The organism is Arthrobacter sp. TS-15 (assembly GCF_006964045.1).
In the GTDB taxonomy this organism is placed as follows: domain Bacteria; phylum Actinomycetota; class Actinomycetes; order Actinomycetales; family Micrococcaceae; genus Arthrobacter.
In genome coordinates, this window is record NZ_SDXQ01000039.1 from 62,496 (window position 1) to 80,829 (window position 18,334).

General features: G+C 62.2%; 16 protein-coding genes. 8 read left to right on the top strand and 8 right to left on the bottom strand.

The genetic code is table 11. The features are described from left to right. Positions 1-97: 97 nt before the first annotated feature. From EU811_RS16120 to EU811_RS16150, 7 genes are all read right to left on the bottom strand, one after another. A complete protein-coding gene (locus EU811_RS16120; RefSeq protein ID WP_142939342.1) occupies positions 98-1,660 on the bottom strand; it encodes a glycoside hydrolase family 32 protein in 1,563 nt (520 codons plus the stop codon). Beyond that, entirely contained in the window at positions 1,657-2,751 is a 1,095-nt protein-coding gene (locus EU811_RS16125) for an ATP-binding cassette domain-containing protein (RefSeq protein WP_142939343.1), read from the bottom strand. The genes EU811_RS16120 and EU811_RS16125 overlap by 4 nt, the downstream gene beginning before the upstream one ends. Beyond that, positions 2,748-3,710, bottom strand: coding sequence for an ABC transporter ATP-binding protein (locus EU811_RS16130; protein ID WP_142939344.1), 963 nt, complete (start codon positions 3,708-3,710; stop codon positions 2,748-2,750). The genes EU811_RS16125 and EU811_RS16130 overlap by 4 nt, the downstream gene beginning before the upstream one ends. Next, positions 3,707-4,645 carry an ABC transporter permease gene (locus tag EU811_RS16135; protein WP_142939345.1) on the bottom strand — a complete coding sequence of 313 codons (939 nt, stop codon included), beginning with the start codon at positions 4,643-4,645 and terminating at the stop codon, positions 3,707-3,709. Before EU811_RS16135 ends, EU811_RS16130 begins: the two co-directional genes overlap by 4 nt. 10 nt (positions 4,646-4,655) lie before the next feature. After that, the gene (locus EU811_RS16140) at positions 4,656-5,633 is read right to left on the bottom strand and encodes an ABC transporter permease (protein WP_142939346.1); all 978 of its coding nucleotides are present in this window, start codon (positions 5,631-5,633) and stop codon (positions 4,656-4,658) included. 131 nt (positions 5,634-5,764) lie between these two features. Beyond that, a complete protein-coding gene (locus tag EU811_RS16145; RefSeq protein ID WP_142939347.1) occupies positions 5,765-7,438 on the bottom strand; it encodes an ABC transporter substrate-binding protein in 1,674 nt (557 codons plus the stop codon). A 78-nt stretch (positions 7,439-7,516) separates the two neighbouring features. Next, entirely contained in the window at positions 7,517-8,584 is a 1,068-nt protein-coding gene (locus EU811_RS16150; RefSeq protein ID WP_142939348.1) for a LacI family DNA-binding transcriptional regulator, read from the bottom strand. A 206-nt stretch (positions 8,585-8,790) separates the two neighbouring features. Here EU811_RS16150 and EU811_RS16155 point away from each other — a divergent pair, with 206 nt between their 5' ends. After that, positions 8,791-9,567, top strand: coding sequence for a type 1 glutamine amidotransferase domain-containing protein (locus tag EU811_RS16155; protein WP_142939349.1), 777 nt, complete (start codon positions 8,791-8,793; stop codon positions 9,565-9,567). 84 nt (positions 9,568-9,651) lie between these two features. Here the strand turns inward: EU811_RS16155 and EU811_RS16160 are convergent, their stop codons facing one another. Beyond that, positions 9,652-10,608, bottom strand: coding sequence for a LysR family transcriptional regulator (locus EU811_RS16160; RefSeq protein WP_142939350.1), 957 nt, complete (start codon positions 10,606-10,608; stop codon positions 9,652-9,654). Between the two features lie 216 nt (positions 10,609-10,824). On the opposite strand from EU811_RS16160, the gene EU811_RS16165 reads away from it, so the two are divergent. The 7 genes from EU811_RS16165 (at position 10,825) to EU811_RS16195 (ending at position 18,264) form a co-directional block, all read left to right on the top strand. Beyond that, the gene (locus EU811_RS16165) at positions 10,825-11,844 is read left to right on the top strand and encodes a VOC family protein (protein WP_142939351.1); all 1,020 of its coding nucleotides are present in this window, start codon (positions 10,825-10,827) and stop codon (positions 11,842-11,844) included. Between the two features lie 4 nt (positions 11,845-11,848). Then, the gene (locus EU811_RS16170) at positions 11,849-12,790 is read left to right on the top strand and encodes a fumarylacetoacetate hydrolase family protein (RefSeq protein WP_142939352.1); all 942 of its coding nucleotides are present in this window, start codon (positions 11,849-11,851) and stop codon (positions 12,788-12,790) included. A gap of 44 nt (positions 12,791-12,834) precedes the next feature. Continuing rightward, on the top strand, positions 12,835-13,794 hold the full coding sequence (locus EU811_RS16175; protein ID WP_142939454.1) for a cyclase family protein: 960 nt from the start codon (positions 12,835-12,837) through the stop codon (positions 13,792-13,794). Positions 13,795-13,900: 106 nt separating this feature from the next. Then, positions 13,901-15,025 carry an FAD-dependent monooxygenase gene (locus EU811_RS16180; RefSeq protein WP_142939353.1) on the top strand — a complete coding sequence of 375 codons (1,125 nt, stop codon included), beginning with the start codon at positions 13,901-13,903 and terminating at the stop codon, positions 15,023-15,025. After that, a complete protein-coding gene (locus EU811_RS16185; RefSeq protein ID WP_142939354.1) occupies positions 15,022-16,098 on the top strand; it encodes an amidohydrolase family protein in 1,077 nt (358 codons plus the stop codon). The genes EU811_RS16180 and EU811_RS16185 overlap by 4 nt, the downstream gene beginning before the upstream one ends. A gap of 8 nt (positions 16,099-16,106) precedes the next feature. Continuing rightward, complete coding sequence (locus EU811_RS16190; RefSeq protein WP_142939355.1) at positions 16,107-17,102, top strand: fumarylacetoacetate hydrolase family protein; 996 nt, start codon at positions 16,107-16,109, stop codon at positions 17,100-17,102. A 139-nt stretch (positions 17,103-17,241) separates the two neighbouring features. Further along, positions 17,242-18,264 (top strand): DUF808 domain-containing protein, encoded by a 1,023-nt coding sequence (locus EU811_RS16195; RefSeq protein ID WP_142939356.1) that lies wholly within the window; start codon positions 17,242-17,244, stop codon positions 18,262-18,264. Positions 18,265-18,334 lie beyond the last annotated feature (70 nt).

The following is an 18,334-nucleotide window of genomic DNA, read 5'->3' on the forward strand; positions in this document are numbered from 1 at the left end:
CATAGCGGGTCCTCCAGGAGTGGACAGCGCGATGGACCCGCCCAGCGCAACAGCGCCGGCGCCGGTCAGAAGTCCGCGGCGTGAGACTGACGGTGATTCATCCATGGGTTTTCTTCCGTTCCGGCTGCAGGCTACGGGTCTCTTCAAAGACCCCGGCCATGGTCCAGGCATCGAAGGAGAGGATCCGCACCGAACCTTCGGTGGCTGCCAGCGTTACGCGCTCGCCGCCGAGGGTTGGGTAGATACGGGCCGTGAGCGGCTTGCCATTGGCGAAAATTTCGACGGCGGACCGGTCCACCAGAACGCGCAGGCGAACTCGCCCATTAGTCATGGGAATGGGGCCGGACTTGTCCTCAACGTCAACGGCAGGGTTGAGGCTGCTGCGGGCCCGGTCAAGGCGAAGAGTGCCTGTTGGGGTTTCGTCAGCAGCCCGGCTCAGCATGATGAGCGTCTCCTCAGCACCATCCGTGGACACGAGCACGCCGAGCCGAACCTCCGCACCAGGGGCAAGATGTAGGTCCAGCTCAAGGTCCAGCTGGTTGCCGGACACACGGGTATCCAGTGGCGTTCCAGCCCCCACCAAAACCTGGACCGGCACGCTGACGTGGTTGCTACGGAGTTTCGCGATTTCGGGAACCGGTGCAAACTCCAGGGTTCCGTCGTTGGCCACCGTGGTGAGCCGCGGCAGGCTCATCACCCCGGACCAGCCGGCCTCCACCATGGCTGCGTCGCTGCGCCCTTCCTGCATCCAACCGAACATGACACGTCGGCCGGACTCATCCTGGAAAGACTGCGGGGCGTAGAAAAAGCGACCCCCAAAGTCCAGCCGGTGCAAAGCCTCCGGTTCGAAGGAATTTCCGGCGTAGCGACCGGTCCAGTACAGCGGGTGGCGGGTTTCGCCGTCGTTCCATGCGGAGAAAACCAGCACATCCGGCGAGTCGTCAGCAGGTGCGGATCCTAAAGAACCTTGTCCTGCCCGGAACAGGTCAACGCATTCCCACATGGTCCCGGTCCAGTCAGTGTCCGCCGGGTCACCCTGTGAGGCATCTCCGATGAACAGCGGCCCCACGTAGTCCCACGATCTCAAGTCCGAAGACTCGTACAAGAACGCCGTACCGCCGCGATGACGAATTCCTGAGCCTACCAACTGCCTCCACACGGTCCCCTCGCGCCATACGCAGTGATCGCGGTAGGCAGTGATGTCCACCCCTGCAGGCGGCGCTGCGATCACGGGGTTCCCGGGATCCTTGGTCCAGTCCAGAAGGTCAGGGGATCCTATGGCGACGCAGGGCAACTCCTTGTCCGCGAACCGTCCGGAGTACACCAAGGTGGGTGTGCCGTCGTCGTTCACCAACACCCCGGACCAGCAGCCCTCGGCATCCGGTCCCGCGGATGGCTCCAAAGCCACGGGCTGATCAGTCCAGGTGACCAGGTCCGAGCTGGTGGCATGGCCCCACTGAATCCGGTGATGAAAAGCACCCTCAGGGTTGTATTGGTAGAACAAGTGGTACGTGCCGTTCCACTGGCTGACCCCGTTGGGATCGTTGAGCCAACCGGCCGGTGAAACGAAGTGGAATCGCGGGCGAAGGGGGTCGGCCTCGGCGCGGGACAGCAGTTCGTCGCGCGGAACGGTGGCGAGCGGGTGGGTAAGTTCAGTCATGCGGAAGCCTCTTCGTGAGCGTTCGACGCCGGGTGGCTGGTTTGGGTTGGTTCACTGACCAAGGCATGACTGCCGGCAGCAGCCCACGGCCGGTAGAGGTGGCAGCGAACCCAGTGACGGTTTTCGGGGTCACCCACCTGATGGCGCACAGGTTCCTCGGACGAGCATGCTTGGTTCGGATCGCCGTGGAACGCGCAGTGCGTTGACGCCATGACCGCTTGCCGCAGTTCGGCCCTGCGTACCGGATCATAGGAGCCTGCACGGGCCGGGTCAGGGACAGCTGAAACCAGTAGTTGCGTGTAGGGGTGGGCAGGATTGGCCAGAAGGTCCAAGGACTCGCCTTCTTCAACCAGTTCACCGGCGAACATGACCGCGGTCCTGTCTGCCAAGTACCGTGCGGACGCGAGGTCGTGGGTGATGTAGAGCATGGAGATGCCCTGCTCGTCGCGGAGCTTGCGCATCAGGTTCAGCACGCCGATCCGGACAGAAACGTCCAGCATGGACGTGGGCTCATCAGCCAGGATGACCTGCGGTTCAACGGCGAGGGCCCGGGCGATCGCAACGCGTTGGCGCTGGCCGCCGGAGAGCTCGTGCGGATACGAGTTCAGCATGTCAGCCTGAAGGCCAACGGTGGTCATGAGTTCTTCGAGCCGCCGCTGGGTCTCCCGCTCGCTTCCGCCGCTCCTGCCGTGGATCGCCAACGAGCGCCGCAGGAAGTGATCCATCCTGTGGGCCGGGTTCAGTGAACCGAAGGGGTCTTGGAACACCATCTGCAGTTTTGATCGGAACGCACGCGATGCTTGGAACCGGTCGCGTTTGAGGACGTCGACGCCGTCAATCAGGATTTCCCCTGAACTAGGCTTTTCGAGCCGCGCCACACAGCGGGCCAAGGTGCTCTTGCCGGAACCGGACTCCCCCACGAGCGCTACGATTTCGCCTTTGGCGATGCTCAGGTCGATCCCGTGGAGGGCGCGGACAGAATCGCGGGAGAACAAACCGCCAATGGGGAAAGTCTTTCCCAGGCCGCGAATTTCCAGGGCAGGGGTGCCGGTGGTGGACACGGCCGCCGGGGTCATCAGTGAGTGGCTCATCGTGCGGCTCCTTCCAGGTTGACGGAATTGACCACCGAAGTGTCGGCGACAAACGGGGCTACAAAGTGGCCGGGTGCCACCTCAGCGAGGTCCGGGATGTTGCGGAACTTCACGCCGTCGGGCAGTCCCGTCAATGGGACGCGGGGGCCGGTGAGCGGCGGGAACGCGCCCATCAGCGCTTGGGTGTACGGGTGACGGGGGTTGGCGTAGACGTCATGGGCCTTGGCGGTTTCCACCATCCGCCCGCCATACATCACGGCCATGCGGTGCGAGAGTTCCACCATGAGGGACATGTCGTGCGTAATGAACAGGACAGAGAAACCGAGCTCGCGCTGGAGCTCCTTGATCTGGGCCATTATTTCCTGCTGAACCACCACATCCAGTGCGGTAGTTGGCTCGTCCAGGATCAAGAGTGACGGCTTGAGCGCTACAGCCATGGCAATCACAGCTCGTTGACGCATGCCGCCTGAGAGCTGGTGCGGGTAGGACTTGAGCCGGGAGGGTTCGATCCTTACCAGTTCCAGCAGTTCCCCGGCTCGCCGCATTGATTCCTTGCGGGAATAGCCGGCATGGGTCGTGAAGATATCAACGATCTGTTCGCCGATGGTCAGCACCGGATTGAGCGAGTTCATGGCCGATTGGAACACCATGGCCACGTCCTGCCAGCGGAAGCGCCGCAGCTCCTCCGGAGTCATGGCCAGGACGTCCTTGCCGCCAAAGGAAATGCTGCCGCCGGCGATCTTCGCGGGATCCTTCAGGAGCCTCATGATCGAGTTGGCAATGGTGGATTTTCCGCATCCGGACTCCCCCGCGAGACCGAACACCTCGCCGGTGCCGATGCTGAAGGAAACGTGATCGACGGCGGTGGTGGAGCGGGTATCGCCGATGTACTGCACCGTGAGGTTCTTGACCTCCAGGACAGGCTGGTGGGAGCCGAAGGAAACTTGGGAGATGGTCATTTGGCGGCGCTCCTTTCGGCTTTCGCGGGTGTTGTTTTGGGCGTTTTGATCTTTCGGAGCCGCGGGTTGGTGACTTCGTCCACCGCGTAGTTGATCAGTGCAAGGGCGAAGGCCACCAGCGCGATGCACACGCCGGAGGGTACAAAGACCCACCAACTGCCGGTCAGCAGGGCACCTTCGTTACCGGCCCAGAAGAGGTTGTTTCCCCAGGAGACCGTGCTGACATCGCCCAGTCCCAGGAACTCCAGGCCCGCTTGGGCGCCGATTCCATAAATCACGCAGGCCAGGAGGGTGCCCATGACGATCGAGGCCATGTTGGGCAGGATCTCGCGGAACATGATCCGGCCTGCCCGTTCGCCGGAAACTACGGCCGCGGCCACAAAGTCCTTGGAGCGGATGGATAGTGCTTGTGAGCGCAGGACGCGGGCTGACCCGGCCCACCCGGTGACCACAAGAACCAGGATCACTGTGCCCAGGCCCGGCGGGAGGAAGGCGGCCAGGATGACCAGCAATGGCAGGCCGGGCAGCAACAGAAAAACGTTGGTGACCAGGGACAGTGCTTCGTCAATGAATTTGCCGAAGTACGCCGAGGCCAGACCCACCAGGATGCCGATGAAAGTGGACGCCACGCCCACAGTCAGTCCCACGAACAGCGAACTACGTGAGCCGTGGACGGTCAGGGCGAGCACGTCCTGTCCTTTGGCGGTAGTGCCAAGCCAGTGCTCGGCCGATGGTTCCAGGGAGGCCATCGCGGTGATCCTTGATGGGTCACCCGGGAACAGCACCGGCGCCAGCAGTGCCAGTGCAAGGAAGATGACCATCACGGCCATGCCCGTCAGCGCTTTCTTGTTGCTGATGAGGCCGTGGACGAAGCTGCGGTTGGGCTTGCGGACAGCCTGTGTTGGTGTTGGCTGCTTCAGAAGTGCGGTAGTCATGATCGGTCCTCTAGTTGCTGCGCACGCGCGGGTCGAGGCGGACGTAGAGGATGTCCACCAGGAAGTTGGCCAGCAGCACAGCGGCGGTGATGGTCAGGAACAGGCCCTGCATGAGCGGATAGTCGAGGCCTTGGACAGCGTTGAGGAGCTGGTAACCAACGCCGGGGTAGGCGAACACCACCTCTGTGAGCAGCGCACCACCCACCACGAATCCCAGTCCCATGCCAAAACTGGTCACCGACGGGAGCATGGCGTTGCGGGCTGCGTAGCGGAGCATAATGCGGCCAGGGCGCAGTCCCTTGGCTTCGGCCATGGTGATGTAGTCCTCGGAATTGGTGGCAATCATGGTGTTTCGCATGCCGAGCATCCAGCCGCCGATCGAAACCAGCACGATCGTCAGCGCGGGCAACACAAGGTGGGCGCCGACGTCGCCGATGAACTCCGACGTCAATGCCGGTTCCAATCCGTCCGTGAAAGCGTGCCTGATGGGGAACCATCCCAGCACCACGCCGAAGAGGTACAGCGCACCCATGGCCAGCCAGAAGTAGGGGAACGAGCCGATGAAAACCAGCACGGGCGGGAGCGCGGAGTCGATCGCGCCGCCACGGCGCCAAGCCGCCAGGATTCCCAGCAGGTTACCAACGACGGCGGCGATCACCAGTGCGGTTCCGCCCAGCAGGAGTGTCCAGCCGATTTGGGACGAGATGACCTCGGTGACCGGGGTGGGGAAACGCGAGATGGAGACACCCATCTGCCCAGTGAAAATGTTGTGAATGTAGTCGATGTACTGCTCCCAAATGGGCCGGTCATCAACACCCAGCAGCTTGCGCAGGGCCTCGATCTGTTCGGGCTGCATTCGGTCCTGGGAGCGGGCGAACATACGGGACACGGGGTCGCCCGGCATGAATCGCGGGAGCAGGAAATTTAGGGTGATGGATGCCCAGAAGGCGATCAGGTAGAAACCCAGGCGGCGCAGGATGAAGCGCACGGTTTCCCTCCATTCGGGAATTGCGGGGATTGCGGAAAGTGAAGCGGCACGCCCGGCGGGGAGGCCGGGTCAGCGGCAGGGTGCCGCCGGGCGTGCCAGCGCTGATGCGGCGGCGTGAGGCCTGCCAGGGATTACTTGCGCGGTTCCAGCGTGGTCAGGACGAGCACCGTTGTGGGTGAACGGACGGAGAGGGTGGCGTACGGGTTGTCCTCCGTGGGCCATCCGGTGAATCGGGTGTCATTGAAGGCACCCCATTCAGGGCCGGAGAACAGCGGCACCAACGGTGCGACGTCGTTGTATTCTTCCTGCAGCTTGTTGGCGATGTCCTTTTGCTTGGACTCGTCAGCTTCCGCAGCGAAGTCGGCCAGGAGGGCATCGGCCTTTGTGTCGCCGAAGCGGTGGTAGTTATCAAAGGTCTTGGTGCCTACCGGCTTCACCGTGGCGGTGCCCATGGAGGTGTTGAAGTACTTGTACGGGCTGGGGTCGTTGGCGCTCCAGACGATCCCGGAATCGAAGTCGCCTGTCTCGTAACCGGCAACCACTGCCGCCCAGTCAGGGGACTCCACCTTGGCAGTAACGCCCACCTCGGCCAGGTTCTGCGCGATCACGTTGGCCACGGACAGCCAATCAGAGGACGTCGCACCCACGGAGATCTTGAACTCGAAGGGCTTCCCGTCCTTGAGCGTGCGCTTCCCGTCAGCTCCCTTGGGGTAGCCCGCCTTATCCAGTAGCTCGTTGGCTTTTTGCACATCGTGGTTGGTCCACGTGCAGTTGTCCTTGACCGCGGCGTTCTTCCACGTCTCATAGTTACCGGAGAGTCCAGTGCAGTCCGCCGGCTTGGCATAGCCGCTCATACCGATCTTGGTGACCTGATCGCGGTCCACGGCCATGCTCAGCGCCTTGCGGACATCAACATCGTTGAACGGCGCTTTGGTGGTGTTCAGCTGCCAGTTGATCATGGCACCGGTGGCCGGGAACCAGTACTGGCGGTGTTCCTTGTCCTTGGAGACAAACGTCTTTTCAATGTTGGGAATGTACTGCGGAGCCCAGTCCACGTCCCCGTTTGCGGCGGCGAGGTTGGCGCCGTCGTTTCCTGCAAAAGCGAGCATCTTGATGCCGGCGATTTTCTGCTTTTCCGGCTGCCAGTAATTGGGGTTCTTCTTGAGCACGAAGGACTGCGCCTGGAAAGTATCAACCTCGGTGTATGGTCCAGTGCCCACGGGCTTGGCGTTTGCATCCTTCTCCGGGTCCGGCAATGCGGACCATACGTGCTTGGGCAGGATGATCAGCTGACCCACATCATAGAGGGCCGGAGACCACGGCTTGTTGAAGTTGAACGTGACCTTATTGCCCTCGGCCGTGACGGTGTCCAGGTATTCAAAACCGCCCTTGATCTTCTTCTGAAGTTCGAACGTGAAAGCAACATCGTCAGCCACGAACGGCTGCCCGTCAGACCACTTCACACCGTCACGAAGGGTGAAGGTGACCGATTTGCCGTCCTCCGCCGACTTCCACTCAGTGGCCAGCCACGGCACCGTATCTCCCTTTGCCGGGTTGAAGATCAGGAGGGATTCGTAGATGGACTGCTGAACCATCGGGTTCACCGTGGGGGCGAACGGGTTGAAGTTCTGCACGAACGTTCCCATGTCCTCACGCGGAATGGTGAGAAACGCGCTGGCGTTCGCTCCGGCGTCGGAAGTGCTTGTCTTGGTGACATTTGCCGTGCAGCCGGTGAGCAGCATCGCGCCCACTGCAAGGCTTGCCGCCGTCATCCGGGCAGCCCGGAAGTATCGGGGTTGTGTCATGATGGTTGTCTCTTTCCTATCTTCATCGTGCAAGGTGAAGGGGTGGGTAAGGGTTGCTCTTCGACGTTGATTTCGCGGTCAGACCGAAGAGCGTTCTAGCAGCGGACAGTCGACCAATTGCTGGTCGGCAAGGATCGGCTGTCCTGCTGTGAGAGCGGCGAGCGTTTGGACGCCCAAGGCGCCCATTTTCTCGAAGGGCAACGCAACCGTGGTCAATTTTGGCCGCAGGTAGGCCGCAATAAGTTCCTGGTTGTCGAAGCCGATCACGGCGATGTCCCCGGGGATGGTCAGGCCCCGTTCCTTGATGGCGTCATAGGCGCCCATCGCCATCCGGTCATTGAGGCAGAACAGCGCCGTTGGCCTGCCGCTTTCCGGGTAGCGATCCAGGATGTGGCAGGCAGCTTCGTAGCCGCCGTCAGCCGTTGCATATCCGGACACCACCAATTCCGGGTCAAGCTCCAGTCCGGCTGCGGCGAGTGCTTCGCGTGCACCCTCCAAACGGCCCACTGAAGCAGGAATAACCGGGTCAAGATTGATGACTCCAATCCGCGTATGGCCGGCTTGGAGCAACCGTTCGACGGCCACCCGGCCGCCCCCACGCTCGTCAGGGACGATCGAGGGCAGCTTTCCATCCGCATCGAAGCAATTGATCAACACGGTGGGTACTTCATTGGCGCTCGCCGGAACATGGACGCCCCGGTGAAACGTGGCTGCGTACAGGAGTCCTTCCACTCGTTGTTCCAACAGCTGTTCAGTTGCAGCATCTTCCAAGCCCTGGTTGGGTCCTACGGCATCGGCCTGGTCGGAGGGCGCGATGAGTAGGAACCGGCGGTCAAGCCAGGCTTGGTCTTGGGCTCCCTTAATGATGTCGACAGCGAACGGTGCCGTGACGATCTCTGTCACGATGCCGTACCAGTCACTGCGCCGGGATGCCAAAGCACGTGCACCGGCGTTGGGCCGGTAACCCAGCTCCTGCACGGCCTGGTTGATCCGGGTGCGGGTTTCCTCGGAAATGCTTGCGTTTTCGCGGTTGCTCAGCACAAACGAGACTGCAGTCCGGGAGACGCCGGCGTGGTTGGCAACGTCCTTCATGGTGACTCCCCGCTGCCGCACGGGCACGGCCTCGTCAGGGGTGGTTTTCGCCATTGAATGCTCCGGGTGCTCTTGTTCGATCCGAGGGTGTGCCAGAGCTTCATGATCTGGCTGCTCACCGGTAACCCTGTTGGTAACGCGCGTTACCCGGTGAACATGTGACTTAGGTTACCCGCGTTACTTCCCGTCTGTCAACAGGCTGCCCGGAGGGCTAAAAACGGAAGGGGCGTAGGGTGGACGTTGGACGAAAGGAGCACTTCATGAAGAAAATCCTCATGGTACTGACCAGCGTTTCCGAGCTCGGCGATACGGGAGAGAAGACCGGTTACAACGTCGCCGAGGCCGCACATCCTTGGAAAGTCTTCAAAGATTCAGGCCACTTCGTCGACTTCGCCTCCATCAAGGGCGGCCAGCCTCCCAGCGACGAGGTAGATACAGATGACCCCATCCAGGTTGCCTTTACCCAGGATGAGACCACGCGCGCCGGGCTGTACAACACCGCCCGCGTGGACGTCGTGGATCCCGGCCAATACGATGCCGTCTACCTCGTAGGCGGGCACGGCACTATGTGGGACTTCCCGGACAGCGAAGGACTGCAGCGGCTGGTAGCCAGCGTCTACGACGCCGGAGGTCTGGTAGGAGCTGTGTGCCACGGCCCTGCCGGTCTGCTGAATGTGGAACTAAAAAACGGGTTCCGACTCGTCCAAGGACGCGACGTAGCCGCGTTTACCAATGACGAGGAAGTAGCTGCCGGCAAGGACAAGGTTATTCCGTTCTTCCTGGCCGACCGCTTGGAGGAGCAGGGTGCCCGCCATGTTTCCGCAGGTGTCTTTGAAGAGAAAGTTGCGGTGGACGAGCGCCTGGTAACAGGCCAGAATCCAGCCTCAGCGGCAGGTGTCGCCAAGGAGATGGAGAAGCTCTTCGCCCAGGTCATCCATCAGGAAAAGGCCGACGAGCAACACGAGTCAGAGGCATTGCGCGCAGAGAAGGACGCGGAAAAGTCCGCCAAGAAAGATGCGGCGGACGCCGATCACTAGTCCCATGGGGTTACGTACCCTGCGCTAGGCCGCCAACTCTGATCCGGGCGCCCCCATCCGTGGGGGCGCCCGACCGTTCCCGGGCTAACTGGCCTGATCCGCCGTGATGGTGACCGGATGAGCCGTCACATGAAAGATCTCATGGAGCTGTGAGCAGGCGCGCTGCACCACGGAACGGAGCCACGCATTTGCGGGATCCTCTGTCAGGGATGGATGCCAATACATGGCTTCCACCAAGGCCGCTTCCAACTCCCCTGCGAACTCCAGGACCTCGATGCTCGCCCCCCGCTGCGCCCTGGATGCCAGCATGCGCGGAACCAGCGCCACAAGGTCCGTCCCCTCCACCATTAAAGGCAGGGACAGGAAGCCGGCCACCACAGCGGCCACGCGTCGCCGAACACCGCGCTTTTCAAAGAGTTTGTCCGCCGGCGTGCTGATGCCCTCGCCGAAATACCCCACGGCGTGCGGCACCCCCACGATGTCCTCCAAGGTCAGCCGCGGCAACTGCAGAAGAGGGTTTCCTGCATCGGCCACGGCCACAAAACTGTCCCGGAACAGTTGTTTCGTGGTTCCTTGCATCTTGTAGCCCATCGGCCCCACCAGCAGGTCCATTCTGGAATAGTCAGCCAAGGCGCCCTGAACCCCGGACGTGGGGACGATGTCCACCACCACATGCGGAGCCTCCTGCCGCAGGATTCCCCTCAAGGGCCCCACGATGAGTGCCGCGGCATAATCGGATGCGGCAATCACGAACTCACGTTCACTGGTGGTGGGATCGAATCCGGACCTGACGCGCGTGGCCCGCTGAATGTGAAGCATGGCTTCGTCAACCAGCGGGACCAAAGACTGCGCGAAGGGAGTGAGCTCGTAGCTGCGGCCGTTACGGACCAAAAGTTCGTCGTCGAAATGCCTCCGCAGCCTGGCCATCGCCGCACTTGTGGCCGGCTGGCTGAGCTGGAGCCGTTCCGCAGCCCGGGAAACGTTCCGCAGCTCCAGCAGAACCTGGAGTTGTGGCAAGAGGTTCAGATCCAGGTTCTTCATGCCCCTAGGTTATCCACAGGAGAAGGACATTAGCTTGCGTGCCCACGAGCCGCGGGCCCCGGACAAGGACCATGACGGCGAGCCATGCCAGTATTTGCCGAACAGATAGTTGCTATCAGATACTTGCTCTTCTCCGAATACGTGATGTGGCTCATGGTTGTTACAGGACCTGCAGATAACTGTCCCAGCAATCAAGCACTCAGAAGGAAATTCATCGTGGAAACTCCCCTCTCCCATCTTGCCCACCTCGAGATCACCACTCCGGACGTTGAAGCCTCGGCACGGTTCTACGAGGAGAAATTCGGCATGCGCATCATTGATCGCGTGGATGGCAATGTGTACCTGCGCTGCTGGGGCGACTACTACCGCTACAGCCTGGTCATCACTGAAGGCCCCGAGGCATCGCTCGGCCGGATGGCGTGGCGCACCAACTCCCAAGCAGCACTGGAAGCCGCAGCAGCCCGTGTTGAAGCAACAGGTGCGCAGGGCACCTGGACGGCCGGTGGCCACGGCTTCGGCAAGGCCTACGAATTCACCGGCCCCTACGGCCACCACATGCGCTTGTTCTACGACGTGGAGAAGTTCGTTGCCGAGCCCGGCTTCGAATCCACGTACCCCGACCGTCCCGAACGCCGTAGCAGCCACGCAGCCGCTCCCCGTTTCCTGGACCACGTCACGGTGGCTTCCTCCGATGTCCGCGGATTCGCCAAGTGGTACAACGAGGCACTGGGCTTCCGCGTCATGGCGTTCGTTGACCTGGACGAAGCACCCATCACCGTCTTCTCAGTACTGACCACCAACGAGAAGTCCCACGACCTCGGCGTCGTCAAAGATACTTCCCAGCGCGCCGGCCGCGTCAACCACATCGCGTTCTGGGTGGACGCCACCGAGGACCTTCTCCGCACTGCTGACGTCATGATGGAAAACGGCACCCCCATGGAATACGGCCCCTCCATCCACGGCGTGGGCGAACAGAACTTCCTGTACTTCCGCGACCCCTCAGGCCTGCGCGTTGAGCTCAACTCCGGCGGCTACCGGAACTACGTGCCGGACTGGGACGCCAACACCTGGAAGCCCTCGGAAGGTTCCAACAACTTCTACAAGAACGGCGCCATGCCGCACTCCATGACAGAATCCTTCCCGCCGGCGGAAGGCTTCACCGCCACGGAAGAAGGTGCATCCGCCGAAATGAAGGAAGCCCTCCTGAACCCCTACGCAAAGCAGGGTCGGGGCTAGGAACATGGCTGACGCAACGTACTCGCTGATCCGCTTCCAGGAACCCGGCGACACAAAGGCCAGGGCAGGATTGCTGGTAGGCGAACGTGTCCTCCCCCTGGACAGTGACATCAATGGCCTGATCCACCACTGGGAGACCACCGAAAACGAACTTGACAAGCTCGCAGCCTCGGCCGGTGAAGAGGCGGGCCTTGCCTTGTCCGCCGTCGAGGTCCTTGCTCCAGTGGAACCGGCGCAGGTCCTACAGACCGGCGCCAACTACCGCAAGCACGTGATCGATCTGGCCGTGGCCCACCGGGAAGCCGGCCAGGATGCCGAAGAGGTGCGCGCCAAGACAGCAGCCATGATGGATGAGCGCGCCGGCCAGGGAACACCCTATTTCTTCATCGGCCTCCCCACGGCTATCGCTTCAGCCACGGACGATCTCACCCTCCCGGCATACAGCAAGTCCCACGATTGGGAACTCGAACTAGCAGCCGTGATCGGTAAGGAAGCTTTCCGGGTAACCCCGGAAGAAGCTCTCGAGTATGTCTTTGGGTACACCATGGTCAACGACATCACCACGCGCGAGTATGTGTTCCGCAAGGACATGCCCGCCATCGGTTCGGACTGGTACCGCGCCAAGAACGCACCGGGCTTCCTGCCCACCGGTCCCCTGCTGGTGCCCGCCAAGTTCTTCGGCGACCCTCAGGATGTCCAAGTGACACTGGAGCTCAACGGGAAGGCCATGCAGGACGAGTCAACACAGGACATGATCTTCGGTGTCGCCAAACTGGTCAGCGAAGCGTCCCAAATCATGCCTCTTCGGCCCGGCGACCTGGTTCTGACCGGAAGCCCCGCGGGCAACGGCCAGCACTGGGGGCGGCTCCTGCAGGACGGCGACGTCATGGAGGGCACCATCACCGGCCTGGGAACCCAACGCATTCACTGCAAGGACGAACAGTGACCGCCGACGCCGTTGAGACCAACCTGATCCGGCCCTCTGACCCGATGGGCAGCATCGCCGCCGCGGCTCAGCTATACAACAACTGGGGACGCTGGAGCGACGACGACGTCCTCGGTACCCTCAACTTCATAGACAACGGCAAGCGCGTGGAGGCGGCATCGTTGGTGAAGTCTGGCGATGCGTTCTCCTTGTCCCAGCCCTTCGACACTAATGGCCCCCAGAAGGGGTGGCGTCGACGCACCAACCCGGTTCACACCATGACCGACACCGGGGTGGACGCGGAGCGCGGCAACCAGGGGTTCCCGCACGGCTTCGGTGGGGCTGATGACGTGATCGCCATGCCCTTGCAGTGCTCTACTCAGTGGGACGGGCTTGGGCACATCTTCGATCGCGGCAAAGCCTGGAACGGCCGGGCCGCGGGAGATGTTGTCACCTCTGAGGGCGACCTCTTCACCGGGATAGAAACCGCCGCCGCCAAAATCGTCACCCGTGGTGTTTTGTTGGATGTTGGCCGCGCCATGGGGCCGGAGCTTGGACGTACTGACGGGGAATTGCCCGATGGCTTCGCCATCACCCCGGAGCACCTGGAGCGCACCATTGAACGCCAGGGTCCAAGCTCGGTAGTTCGCCGCGGCGACATCGTGGTGCTCCGCACCGGGCAGTACACGCGTGTTCGCCGCGAAGGCTGGGGTGATTACGCCGGGGGGTCAGCTCCCGGGTTGTCGTTCAGCACGGCACCATGGCTGCATGCCTCGGAGATCGCCGGAATCGCCACAGACACCTGGGGATTCGAAGTCCGGCCCAACGAGTTTGAAGGTGCTTTCCAGCCACTCCACCAGATCGCCATTCCCAATCTGGGGCTGTTCCTCGGCGAAATGTGGGATCTGGATGAATTGGCGGAAGCATGCGCCCGGGACGGCAGGTATGAGTTCATGCTGACAGCCGCTCCACTTCCCATCACCGGAGCGGTCGGTTCCCCGGTCAACCCCGTAGCCGTGCGATAGCTGGTCCGCCCTCCGGTGTCACAGCCGAAGTAGCCCAGGGCAGAAACAGCCTCGCGCGAGAAGCAGCACAATAGGCAGTATGGCCGTCACCACAAAGGAGTCAAAGATGGCAGCAGTACAGAAGGTCGGAATCGTCGGAGCAGGGGCTGCAGGACTCACTGCGGCGATCCTCCTGGCAGATGCCGGGATCGAGGTGGAGGTTCTGGAGAAGGCAACCGAGCCACAAACCCTTGGCTCCGGTATCACGCTGCAGGGAAACGCCCTGCGCGTCCTGCGCGATCTTGGCGTCTGGGAAGACGTGGAGGCGAAAGGGTACGCGTTCAGCACCCTCGGCCTGCGCGCCCCCGATCCCGCAGGTACCGTGATTGCCGTCCTGGACGACATCCGGACCGGTGGCGACGACCTTCCGGCGACGCTCGGTATGTACCGTCCGGACCTGACTGCCATCCTGCGGGAACGCGCCGTGCAGGCAGGCGCCCGCATCAGTTACGGCAAGACCGTCACCGACATAGAGGACGACGGCGGCAGCGTCACCGTCCGCACCGGCGACGGCGGCACCTCGGGCTACGACCTCCTGATCGGCGCAGATGGACTGCACTCCGCAGTCCGCAAAGCGATCGGCATCGAGGTGGAGCCCAAGCCTACGGGAATGGGTATTTGGCGCGCCTTCGTCGAACGGCCTGAGGAAGTGGTCCGGACCGACCTCACTTACGGAGGGCCGTGTTTCATCGCCGGCTACTGCCCCACCGGCCCGGACACCATTTATGCCTACCTCGTGGAGAAGGCCCAGGAACGCAAGCAGGAAGACGGCCCCAAGGTGATGGCCGAACTCGCCGCCGCCTACGGCGGCCCGTGGAACGAGATCCGCTCAAACCTGGACCATGGCGCCCGAATCAACTACACGTGGTTCACTTCGCACCTGGTGGAAGGACCGTGGAACCGCGGCCGTACCGTCATCATTGGGGACGCGGCGCACAGTTGCCCTCCAACAGTGGCGCAAGGCGCGGCCATGGCCTTGGAAGACGCCGCGGTACTTGCGGAGCTGTTGATCGCCGCGGACCACGTCACGGAAACCCTCTGGAAGGAGTTCGCGGACCGCCGCCTGGACAGGGCAACGGCCGTCGTCAAAGCCTCAGTCCAGCTTGGTCAATGGATGCTGGACGGTGTCAGGGACGCAAATGTTCCGGGCCTGATGAACTCGCTCTCCACCATGCTTAAGGAACCCGCATGAACCACATCGAAACAGCCCAACAGCCCACTGTGGATGTCCATGCCCACGTTCTGATTCCGGCCTTGCAGCAGCTGGTGGCCACCGCTGACCCTGAAGGTTTCGCAGAACTGCAGGCGTTGGAAGTCAGGCGGAACGGTCCCGAGTCCATGGCGAACTCCGGCCTCATGATCAAAGAACGGTGGCCGCAGCTCACTGATCTTGACCGCCGGCTGGCGGACATGGACGCCCAAGGAGTGGACGTACAACTGGTGTCACCGTCGCCGTCGCATTTCTACTATTTTGCCGGGGAAGAGCTCGCACTGCGGCTTGCCATGCAAACAAACGAGGCAGTCCGGGATCTTGTCCAGCAGGCACCGGAACGGTTGAACGGGCTGGGCTTGGTTCCGTTGCAACATCCGCAGCTAATGGTGGAGGCCTTGGAACATGCTGTTCTTGACTGCGGCTTGCTGGGCGTGGAGATCGGCTCTTTTGCTGCCACGCCCGGGGACCCGGAGCGCAGCACTGTTGAGCTCTCCGATCCGCGGCTGGAACCTTTCTGGAACCGGGCTGCGGAACTGGACGCAATCGTGTTCCTCCACCCCTTTGGCTGCTCCCTGGACGAACGACTGGACCGCTTCTACCTGTCCAATACGGTCTCCCAGCCCGCTGAGAACGCCGTCGCGCTGTCCCACGTGATTTTCAGCGGGGTCCTGGACCGTCACCCGGACCTCAAGATCCTCGCCGCGCACGGGGGTGGTTACCTGCCCACCACCATTGGCCGATCGGACCACGCTTGGAAGGTTCGCCCCGAGGCGCAGCGGTGCGCCGAACCGCCGTCGACGTATCTTCAGAGGATCTTCTTCGATTCCCTGGTGCACAGCACCCGCGAGCTGCGCGCCCTCGTTGAGGTGGCGGGCGCCGGGCAAGTCCTGCTCGGCTCGGATTATCCATTCGACATGGGCTCCAGCGATCCCGTCGGGGCAGTTAGCGAAGCAGGATTCACCGCGGCCGATGCCGCCAAAGTTCTTGCCGGCAACGCTTCCGGCCTCGGCATCAGCGCTGCGGCCAGCCTCGCCGTCCGCCCCACCACCTAAGGAAACACATGGTCAAGATCGCCCGCTGGAATCACGATGGCGGTACATACTCCGGGTTCGTGGATGACGGCAGTTGCTTCGGGTTGCCGGAGGGACAAACCGTTAACCACTTGTTGAGTGCCGGTTTGGCAAGAACGCTGGAGATCGCCGCGGAAACGCTTCGCGGCGCACCTTCGGTTGCCCTTGCGGACGTAGAGTTGCTGGCGCCGCTGGTACCTGCCACCATCAGGGACTTCGTGGCCTTTGAAGAGCATGTGGAAGGTGTGAGGAAGAGCATCGACGGCGTGGCCGGCGTTGTTGCGGAATGGTACGAGGCACCCACGTTCTACTTCACCAACCCCCACACGGTGACAGGCACAGGCGATGTGATCAGTATTCCGGCGGGTTGCACCGACCTGGACTTCGAGACCGAGGTAGCCGCCGTCGTCGGGCATGTACCGGGCAGCGACGGCAGTAACCTGTCAGCGGCAGATGCCCACCGGCACATCTTTGGCTACACCGTGCTCAATGACTGGTCCGCCAGGGACCTTCAGCGCCGCGAAATGAAAGTCAGCCTGGGTCCCTGCAAGGGCAAAGATTTCGCAAATACTGTGGGCCCCTGGATCGTGACGGCTGATGAGTTCGAACACCTGCATGACGATGAGGGCTTTCTCCCCATCTCCATGGCTGTGGAAGTCAACGGGCAGCCCATAGGCCAGGATCTGCTGTCCAACATGGGTTGGCCGTTCGCTGAGCTGGTTGCCTACGCGTCCCAGGACTCGGTAGTGCGACCGGGGGACGTCCTCGGCTCCGGAACCTGCGGCAGCGGCTGCCTCGCTGAACTCTGGGGACGGAACGGGTCCAAGACACCCCCACCTCTGAAGACCGGCGACGTTGTGCGGATGGCTGTGGAGGGAATCGGCAGCATCGAGAACACCGTGGGTGAAAGGCGAAACGGCGTGACCAGGGTCCCGGCCCGGAACCGTCCCCGGAACCGCACCGTCAGTGTGGCCTTCCGCACCTAGGACTGACATTGTCCCTTTGCGCGCGTTTTGGCCATCTGCTCTTTGTCACCGCAACATATAATCCGATCATGCCCATTACGCGTTTTTCCTTAGGTTGCCATACTCTCTTGTCCACCCCTCAGCAGGACGGGGCGGTTCTATGAGCGGCGGTCTGGTAGCGCTTCTGGACGATGTTGCCGCCTTGGCCCGCATTGCGGCTGCATCCGTCGACGACATCGCCGCAGGGGCAGCCAAAGCAGGGGCCAAAGCCGCCGGCGTGGTCATTGACGACGCCGCCGTGACTCCGCAGTACGTGTCCGGGGCGGACCCATCCCGCGAACTGCCCATGATCAAGCGGATCTTCTGGGGTTCACTGCGGAACAAGCTGGTGATCATCCTCCCGGCGTTGCTGCTGATCAGCGCCTTCATTCCGGGAGTTATTCCGTTCATCCTCATGTTGGGCGGCACTTACCTCTGCTACGAGGGCGCCGAGAAGGTCTGGCACAAACTTCGTGGCCACTCCGAGCATGAGAAAGCGCCGGCCGTTCAACGCGGACCCGAGGCCGAGGCCAAGGTGACCAAGGGCGCCATCACCACGGACTTCATCCTGTCCTGCGAGATCATGGTCATCGCCATGAATGAGGTAGCAGCTGAGTCATTGTGGGTCAGGGCTTTCATCCTGGTGGTCGTAGCAGTAATCATCACCGTCCTCGTTTACGGTGCGGTAGGGCTCATCGTCAAAATGGACGACATCGGCCTGCACCTGACCACCAAGGACTCCGCGGGTTCCCAGCGCTTCGGCCGCCTGCTCGTCAAGGGCATGCCGGCCGTCCTGGGTGCCATCACGCTCATCGGGACCATCGCCATGCTGTGGGTTGGCGGTCACATCATGTTGCAGGGCGCCTACGATCTCGGCTGGCACGCTCCCTACGACTTGGTTCATGTACTTGAGTCACCCTTCGCCGGGATCCCTGTAGTGGGCGGCTTCCTCGCCTGGCTGGTGAACACGCTGTGCTCTGCCATTCTGGGAGCCATCTGGGGCCTCGTCATCATGCTCATCCTGCATCCGCTGCTGAAGGTGCTGCCGTTCGGCAAGAAGGAGGAGGGGCACGAAGAAGGCGACGTCCGTTCCGCGATCGCCGGACACAAGCCCGCGAAAAACCACGAGGATCCGGTCTCCTAGAACTGTTGCGGCGTCCGGTATAGGTGAGCCTGGACGCCGCAGCTGCAGCCGGATATTACGCGGACCGACC

What these genes read in the sequence shown, in the direction of transcription:
- EU811_RS16120 (WP_142939342.1), bottom strand. Translation starts at nt 1,660, where the DNA reads ATGACTGAACTTACCCACCCGCTCGCCACCGTTCCGCGCGACGAACTG.
- EU811_RS16125 (WP_142939343.1), bottom strand. Translation starts at nt 2,751, where the DNA reads ATGAGCCACTCACTGATGACCCCGGCGGCCGTGTCCACCACCGGCACC.
- EU811_RS16130 (WP_142939344.1), bottom strand. Translation starts at nt 3,710, where the DNA reads ATGACCATCTCCCAAGTTTCCTTCGGCTCCCACCAGCCTGTCCTGGAG.
- EU811_RS16135 (WP_142939345.1), bottom strand. Translation starts at nt 4,645, where the DNA reads ATGACTACCGCACTTCTGAAGCAGCCAACACCAACACAGGCTGTCCGC.
- EU811_RS16145 (WP_142939347.1), bottom strand. Translation starts at nt 7,438, where the DNA reads ATGACACAACCCCGATACTTCCGGGCTGCCCGGATGACGGCGGCAAGC.
- EU811_RS16150 (WP_142939348.1), bottom strand. Translation starts at nt 8,584, where the DNA reads ATGGCGAAAACCACCCCTGACGAGGCCGTGCCCGTGCGGCAGCGGGGA.
- EU811_RS16155 (WP_142939349.1), top strand. Translation starts at nt 8,791, where the DNA reads ATGAAGAAAATCCTCATGGTACTGACCAGCGTTTCCGAGCTCGGCGAT.
- EU811_RS16160 (WP_142939350.1), bottom strand. Translation starts at nt 10,608, where the DNA reads ATGAAGAACCTGGATCTGAACCTCTTGCCACAACTCCAGGTTCTGCTG.
- EU811_RS16170 (WP_142939352.1), top strand. Translation starts at nt 11,849, where the DNA reads ATGGCTGACGCAACGTACTCGCTGATCCGCTTCCAGGAACCCGGCGAC.
- EU811_RS16175 (WP_142939454.1), top strand. Translation starts at nt 12,835, where the DNA reads ATGGGCAGCATCGCCGCCGCGGCTCAGCTATACAACAACTGGGGACGC.
- EU811_RS16180 (WP_142939353.1), top strand. Translation starts at nt 13,901, where the DNA reads ATGGCAGCAGTACAGAAGGTCGGAATCGTCGGAGCAGGGGCTGCAGGA.
- EU811_RS16185 (WP_142939354.1), top strand. Translation starts at nt 15,022, where the DNA reads ATGAACCACATCGAAACAGCCCAACAGCCCACTGTGGATGTCCATGCC.
- EU811_RS16190 (WP_142939355.1), top strand. Translation starts at nt 16,107, where the DNA reads ATGGTCAAGATCGCCCGCTGGAATCACGATGGCGGTACATACTCCGGG.
- EU811_RS16195 (WP_142939356.1), top strand. Translation starts at nt 17,242, where the DNA reads ATGAGCGGCGGTCTGGTAGCGCTTCTGGACGATGTTGCCGCCTTGGCC.